Source organism: Paenirhodobacter sp., from assembly GCF_050177655.1.
GTDB lineage: Bacteria > Pseudomonadota > Alphaproteobacteria > Rhodobacterales > Rhodobacteraceae > Rhodobacter.
Window position 1 is genome coordinate 21,693 of sequence record NZ_JBFXGV010000046.1, and the last position, 7,603, is coordinate 29,295.

At 67.3% G+C, this 7,603-nt stretch carries 4 protein-coding genes and 1 pseudogene; 4 read left to right on the top strand and 1 reads right to left on the bottom strand.

The annotated features are described in order from the left end of the window. Window positions 1-26: 26 nt before the first annotated feature. Complete coding sequence (locus tag AB7U46_RS14400; RefSeq protein ID WP_428337670.1) at window positions 27-2,246, bottom strand: hypothetical protein; 2,220 nt, start codon at window positions 2,244-2,246, stop codon at window positions 27-29. Between the two features lie 156 nt (window positions 2,247-2,402). On the opposite strand from AB7U46_RS14400, the gene AB7U46_RS14405 reads away from it, so the two are divergent. The 4 genes and pseudogenes from AB7U46_RS14405 to AB7U46_RS14420 form a co-directional block, all read left to right on the top strand. After that, window positions 2,403-4,868, top strand: a complete 2,466-nt coding sequence (locus AB7U46_RS14405) for a glycosyltransferase family 2 protein (RefSeq protein ID WP_428337671.1) — start codon at window positions 2,403-2,405, stop codon at window positions 4,866-4,868. A 137-nt stretch (window positions 4,869-5,005) separates the two neighbouring features. Beyond that, complete coding sequence (locus AB7U46_RS14410) at window positions 5,006-5,938, top strand: glycosyltransferase family 2 protein (protein ID WP_428337672.1); 933 nt, start codon at window positions 5,006-5,008, stop codon at window positions 5,936-5,938. A gap of 1 nt (window position 5,939) precedes the next feature. After that, complete coding sequence (locus tag AB7U46_RS14415; RefSeq protein ID WP_428337673.1) at window positions 5,940-6,992, top strand: glycosyltransferase family 2 protein; 1,053 nt, start codon at window positions 5,940-5,942, stop codon at window positions 6,990-6,992. A gap of 144 nt (window positions 6,993-7,136) precedes the next feature. After that, a pseudogene (locus tag AB7U46_RS14420) lies at window positions 7,137-7,603 on the top strand (phosphoadenosine phosphosulfate reductase); the annotation flags it as partial.

Genomic DNA, 7,603 nt, shown 5'->3' on the forward strand with positions numbered 1-7,603 from the left:
CGACCCCTGCGACATTTTGGACGGGTTCACAGATCCTGCAGGCCAAGCCGGATCGCCCGGTTGTCGCCGCGCCTGAGCACCCATTGGCCGAAGCGTTTCGCCAGCCGCTTGTGACCGTGTTCGACCGCGCGCAGGAAAAGCTCGCGCTGATAGCGGGCGAAGTCGCGGCGCGCGCGCAGGCGGCGATAGAATTCGCCCTCGGTCAACGTGCCGTCGAGCGCGCCGAGGATGATCGGCGTCAGAATCCCCATCTGGTTGAGCGAGGAGCCCAGCCGGTGCCCCATCATCGGCGTGCGCAGCTTCATCACATTGGCGCCCGCGAAGCGGTCGGCATGGCCGCGGTCGAGCGGTTCGTAGGGGTCGTAAAGGATCGTCACCCGCCGCGCGGCACCGCTCACCTGCGCCGCATCGCCATATTTGCCGGAAAAATCCTTGTCCCAGACCACCTTGTAACGGGTTTCCCAGGGCACAACGGCCTGGTCGAGCGTCGATTGCGGCGAGATCGCCACCACATCGGCCCCCGGGCAGGCGCCGGAAAAGGCGCAGGCCGCATAGCCCCCCATCGAGGCGCCGTAGAACACCACCCGCTCGAACTGCGCGAAGAACCCTTCCGCGGCGAGGCGGTCGAATTCGCTGCCGACCCAGTCGTCGCGATACCAGGTCCAGCCGCCCGCCATCACGCCGAGCATCGACCAGCCCTGTTTCTCGATGAAGGAGAAGCCCCAGGGCCGGCGGTCCTCGCGCTTGTTCATCGCGATGTCGAGATTGTCGAAGGTGACGACGAGCACCTTCTTCGAGCGCGGGATGAAAAGGAAACTGTGCGATCCGTTGTCGCGATAGAAACCCTCCGGCCCGGCGAGGCCACGCGCGATCTCGGCCCAGCCGGCATCGCTTTCGGGCGCGGGCGGATTGGGGGTGAAGAGGATGCGGGTGATCTTGCCCCCCGCCCCGTCGCCCAGTTCCTCCACCGTCTCGTTGGTGCCGAAATCGCGCAGGAACGGATAGGAGCCGGTCCCCTTGCGAATGTCCATCAGCATGCGGCTGTCGGCATGCAGCGCCTGCTCCAGCACGGGGGCGAGATGCTTGACCTTGTTCACGTCGCCAAAGCCCGAGAGGTTCAGCACCAGATCGACCGGGCGCAGATCGGCGGCGCGATGCACGACGCGGATGCGCCCCGCGTCGATGCCCTTCTCCGCCAGATGCGCGCAATAGGTCGCAACCCAGTCCGAGGGCGCCGCGGGCCATTTGCCATCGGGCAAAAGGTCGATCAGCGTGATGTCACAATCCCATTTGTCATGCGCCGCGGCGATCAGCCCGGGCGAGGTGCCGCCAAGATCGGCGACCGAGGAGATCTGATCGAGCCCGACCCGGTCGAGCAGCGCGGCATCGGGCGCGGCCGCCTCGAAGACCAGTTTCGCGCGGCTCTTGATCGGTGCGAATTCGGGGCGAATGCCGTGTTTCTTCAAGAGCTTGTCGAGGAAAGAGCCGGGCGCCGGAATGCCGTTGAAGCGCAGCCCCAGCTCGCGCTTGTTCGAGGCCCAGAGATGCAGCGCCGTGGTGGCTTCGGTCATCCGTGCCTCCGCCTTTTCGGCGGAGCGGATCATCATCGTGCGCTCCGGGAAGGGGATCGGGTAGAAGGCCTCCATCGGCTGCACCTCGGCCGCGAGGCCGAGCTTGCGCACGAAATGGGTGACCATCATCGGCCCCCAGACGCCCCAGGGCTGCTGGGTGACATGCACCGGGCTGCCCGCCGCCGCCGCCGCGCGATATTCCTCCTGCAGCTTCGGCTTGAGGAAGGGCGGGATCGCGAAGCGGTCGTCGGTGAAGGCGATCATCTCGCGCAGGATCGCGCTGTCGGCGGGCAGGCCGAGCACGGCGTTGTTCACCCGGTCGCTGTCGGGCAGCTCATAGCCCATGACGTAATCGCTGTCATAGTCCATCGGGCGCCAGCAATAGACGTCGGTGTCGATCCAGATCATGCCGGGGTTCTGCGCGATCATGTGCAGCCGGAACCAGTCGGCGAAGAGCGCGAAACTGTCCTTGCGCTCGTATTTGATGAAATCGTCGGTGTCGATGATCTCGCGCCCCGAGCGGTGGATCACCCCCTCCGGCACGTTCGGGATGAAGTCATAGGAGAAGAGCGTGATCTTCTGCCCGGCATCGACGAAGCTTTTCAGGCAGAGCTGCTCCATCCAGCTGAGCGCGCCCCCGATCCAGAGCGTTCCAACTTCGCGCACCCGTGCCATGTCACCCTCGTCACTGCTCGTACTTTCCCGCCACATTGCCAAAGAAGTGTTGCCATTCCAACGACAAAGCAGCGCGCATTGCGGCGAATTCCCGGGGCGAATTTGCGCGGGGGGCCGCGGGCTGCTAGGAAAAAGGGGGAAACGAGTGAGGCAGTCATGGGCGAAGCACAGGTGATCCGGCGGCAATTGCGGGCCGAGGATGCGGGCACGCCCGCGCTGCTCGACGCGCTCGCCTGGGAGGAGATGCACGAGGGTGCGCCCTGCCGGATGCTGCGGATCTTCCTTGCCAACCCCTGCCGCGCCTCCCAGATCGCCGCGGAGCAGCCCGAGGGTTGCGTCACCGTGCTCGAACGGCGCGAGGTGTCGGGCGGCGTGATGGTCAGCGCGCGCGCGCCGGCCGAGGGGCCGCTGCGCATCGCGCTGGCCGCGGAGCCCGCCGAGATCGCCGCGGAAGAGCCCCCTGCCCCCGACGCGGCGGAGGCCGCGCCCGAACCCGGCGACGAGGTGGAAATCGCCGATTACGTCGCCGGCACCGATGCCTCCGCGCAGGAGGAAGCGGCCACGGGCGCAGATGGCGCGGGGCCGGAGTTCGTGATCCGCGAGATCGCCGCCGACGCCCCCGCGCGCGCGCTTTTCGCCGGGGCCAACGTGCTTTTTGGCCAGCGGCTCGAGGAAAGCCCCTCGACCGTGGTCGACTGGCTGAGCTGGCATCACGACCAGCACGGCGCGAGCGGCGCGGTGATCCTCAACCGTGCGCCGCCCGACAGCACCGGGCCGAGCGCGGAACAATTCGCCCGCCGGCTCGAGGCGCTGATGGCGGGGCGCGGGCTTGCGATGGCGGTCGCGGTGCTCGAAAGCCCGGTGCCGCTCGGCAAGCCCGGAATGGGGCCGGAAAGCCACCCGTTCCTCGCCCCCGACGCGCCCGGCAAGGACCGGATGGAGCACCCCGCCGCCGACCCCTGGCGCGCGCCGCTTGGCCAGGCGCTGGTCTTCGAGATCGCGAAATGGCGGTTCCTGGCGGAAGCGCGCGCGGTGCTCAACCTCGACGTCACCGACCTGCTTATGCCGCATGCCCACGGCGCGCCCAGTGCCTTCGACGCCTGCACCGCGGCGCGCTCGGGCGTGGTGCTGCTCGTCGGGCGGCGGATCTACCCCTGGCGCGTGCGGCAGGGGCAACCGGAGCGGTTTTCGGACCATATCTGCCGCCAGTTCGACGCGCGCCGCGGTGTCGCGCGCTGGGGCGTGGCGCCGGCGAAAGCGGGGCTCGACGCGACCTGGCGGCAGATCCGCGTCGCCTATGCAAAGCCCGATCCGAACACCGTCTTCCCGTTCTGGCGCGCGATGGGGATCCGCGTGCCCGGCCGCGCGGCCTCCGAGCTCGCGCCGAAGACCTCGCTGATCGAAGACCCGCAACTCCTTGATATCGCGACCACGGTCTGGGGCGCGAAACCGATCCGCCCGCCGGTGTCGAAGGCGAAAGCCGCGCCCAAGGCCGCGATCGAGGCCGGGCGCACCTGCATCGTCACCACGATGAAGAACGAAGGCCCCTTCATCATGGAATGGATCGCCTATCACCGCGCGATCGGGGTCGACGATTTCCTGATCTACACCAACGACTGCACCGACGGCACCGACGAGATGCTCGACATGCTCGAGCGCAAGGGCATCTGCCAGCATCGCGAGAACCCGTTCCGCACGATGGACCTCAAGCCGCAGCACGCCGCGCTGCAGGCCGCCGAAAGCGAGCCGCTCATTCAGAACGCGGGCTGGTCGATCTGCATGGATGTCGACGAATTCATCGACATCAAGATCGGCGACGGCACGCTGAAATCGCTCTATGAGGCGATGGGCGATGCGAACATGATCTCGCTCACCTGGCGGCTCTTCGGCAATTGCGACGTGCATGGCTACGAGGACCGCTTCCTGCTCGAGCAATTCACCACCTGCGCCCCCGAGATCGTGCGCAAGCCGCATCAGGCCTGGGGGTTCAAGACGCTCTTCCGCAACATCGACATTTATAAAAAGCTCGGCGTGCACCGGCCGAAAGGGCTGATCCCCGATCTCTGGAGCCAGGTGAAATGGCTCAACGGTTCGGGGCGCCCGATGCCGAAGGAGATGTTCCGCAACGGCTGGCGCTCGACGCTGGAGACCTTCGGCTACGACTGGGTGCAGCTCAACCATTACGCGGTGCGCTCGGCCGAGAGTTTCCTCGTGAAGCGCGACCGCGGACGGGTGAACCACGTCGACCGCGACCAGGGGCTGCATTACTGGTTCCGGATGAACCACAACGCGGTCGAAGAACGCTCGATCCAGCGGATGATCCCGGCGCTGCAGGCGGAATGGGACCGGCTGATGGCCGATCCGGAGATCCGCGCCGCGCATGACTATTCGGTCGAGAAACACCGCGAGAAGATCGCCGAGCTGCGCGCGACGGAGAATTACGAGAAATTCTATGGCGAGCTTTGCTCCGAGCGGTTCGAGAAGCTCTCGCGCATGCTCCATGTCTTCGGCTCGAACGTGTTCAACGCCGGCCCCGGCGTGATCCCTGAGGATTTCCACCTGCAGGAAATTCGCCCCGACACCTTCTTCACCGTCGATCACGTCGGCGAGGCGGAGCATTGAGCGCGCCCCTGCCCGCCCCCGCGCCGGTGACCGGCGGCGGACGCTCCGCGGGGAGTATTTCGGCCAAGAAAAAGCCTGCATTTTCCTTGGAAAAATACTCCCGCCGGAGGCATCCCCGGCGCATCTGGGGATAGCCGATGGGGGGCATCACCGTCATCTCCACGATGAAGAACGAGGGCGCCTTCCTGCTCGAATGGCTGGCGCATTACCGCGTGCTCGGCGCCGATCGCTTCTTCATCGCGCATAACGATTGCGAAGACCCGCAGCCGGCGATGCTTGCGCGGCTCGAGGCGATGGGCCTCGTGCGGGCGCATGCGACAAAGCACACGCAGCATGGCGGCATTCAGCGCGCGGCGCTGCGCCAGGCGCGCTGGTATGAGGAGGTGACCGGGGCGGAGTGGCTCTGGGTCTGCGACGCGGACGAGTTCCTCGTGGTGAAGGTGGGCGACGGCACGTTCCGCGCGCTGATCGCGGCGACGCCCGGGGTGGATGTGATCGGGGTGAACTGGCGGATCTTCGGCTCGAATGGCGTCACCGACTATGACCCCGCGCCGGTGACGCAGCAGTTTCCCCGCTGCGAGGCGCCGCCCCGCGCGGCCTATGTGAAATCGCTTTTCCGCCGCCTGCCCGATATGGCCCGGATCGGCGTGCATCAGCCCGAGCCGCGCGAAGGCGTCGAGATCCCGCATGCGATCGCGGGCGGGCGCGCCTGGCAGAACGGCCGGGGGCGGCTGATCCTCAAGGCCGATTATGCGGTGGCGCAGGTCAACCATTACGCGCTGCGATCGCGGGCGAGTTTCCTCGTGAAGCGCGACCGCGGGCGGGTGAACCACGCGAACGAGGATATGGCGGAGGATTACTGGCGCCGCTTCGAAAAGAACGCGGTCGAGGATACCGCGATCCGCCGCTACGATGCGGCTGTGGCGGCGGAGCTGGCCGCGTTGCGCGCCGATGCAGAACTCGCCGCGCTCGAGGCGCAGGCGCGGGAGTGGCACCGCGGCCGGATCGCGGCGCTGATGGCGCGGCCGGACTGGGCGGAGTTTGCCGCACGGCTGCAAACGGAGGGCTGAGATGCGCGCGCTGGCGATCCTCACGGTGAAGAACGAGGCGGCCTTCCTGGTCGAATGGCTGGCGCATCACCGCGCCGTGGGCTTCACCGATTTCCTCGTGTTTTCAAACGATTGCTCCGACGGCACCGATGCGATGCTCGACCGGCTCGGCGCGATGGGGCTGCTCACCCATGTCCGCAACCCCGGCCCCTGGCCCGAGGGCCCGCAATGGGCCGCGCTGAAACAGGCCGACCGGCATCCGCTGAAACAGGCGGCCGACTGGGTGCTGTTCCTCGACATCGACGAATTCGTCAATATTCACGCGGGCGAAGGCCGGCTTTCCGATCTTTTCACGGCGCTGCCCGAGGCGACGGCGATCCCGCTCACCTGGCGCTTCTTCGGCAATTGCGGCGTGATCGACTACAGCGACCGCCCGGTGACCGAACAATTCACCCGCGCCGCCCCCTCGGCGATGCGCTGGCCCTGGCGCGCCTCGCTCTTCAAGACGCTCTTCCGCAACGACGGCAGCTACGGCAAGCTCGGCGTCCACCGCCCCCGCGCGCCGGTCGCCGGGCGGATGGGTGCGCAGCGCTGGTTCGACGGATCGGGGCGCGAGATGGCGCCGCTCTACCACCGCGCCCGGCTCTTCACGCCCCCCGGGCAGGATTGCCACCGGATCGTGCAGCTCAACCACTACGCGCTCGGCGCGATGCAGAGCTATGTGCTGAAATGCGACCGCGGGCGGGCGAATCGCGAGGCCTCGACCTTCGACATGTCCTATTGGGTCGAGCGCAATTTCTGCAGCGAGGAGGACCGCACGATCGAGCGCAGCAGCCCGGCGCGGGCGGCGGGCATCGCCGAGCTGATGGCGGATGGCGAAATCGCGCGGCTGCATGCGCAGGCGGTGCGCTGGCGGCAGGAACGGATCGCGGCGCTGCTGCTCGAGGAGGAGTTCCGCGCGCTTTTCGGGCGGCTGCTGCTCACCCCGCCCTCGCGCCCGCTGCCCGATCCGCTGGCCGAGCGGATGCTGCGCCTTGCACTGGCCGCGCAGGCCGCGCGCGAGGCGAAGCCGTAGCGGAAACAATCGCGCAGATCTCCGCAGATCGGTGAAAAACCCGGCACAATACACGGATATTCCTTGATTTTCCTGCATTCCCGCATGGTCGCGGTAATGCTAGGTTAACCAAGATATCGGAGCTTGCCGAAAACGGAGGCGAGCATGAACGACAGCGCGACGGCCCGGGGGAAAATGCGCGAGGGAAGCGACAGCGACTGGCTGCACCGGATCGAGGATCTGGGCGATGCGGAGGGCTATTACGAGCCGCTCGGCGCGCGCCATCACGCGCTTTTCGCCGATCGCGGGCCGGTGCTGCTCGTCACTTTCGAAAGCCTCGAGGCGGTGCGCGCGCATGGCGAGGAAGAGCTGCCGCTCGGCTTCACCCTCGCCGAAAGCGTTGGGCATTCCTCGCTCACGCTGATCTCTCAGGGCGAGACCTGGTTCCGCGACCGCGCCGTCTATGCCTATCTCGACCGGCTCGTCGACGAGGCCTTCTTCGAGGATTTCGACCGCGTCGTCTTTTACGGCGCCGGCGCCGGGGGCTATGCCGCCACCGCCTTCTCGGTGGTCGCACCCGGCGCGACGGTGATCGCGCTTGCCCCGCAGGCGACGCTCGATCCGCGGATCGC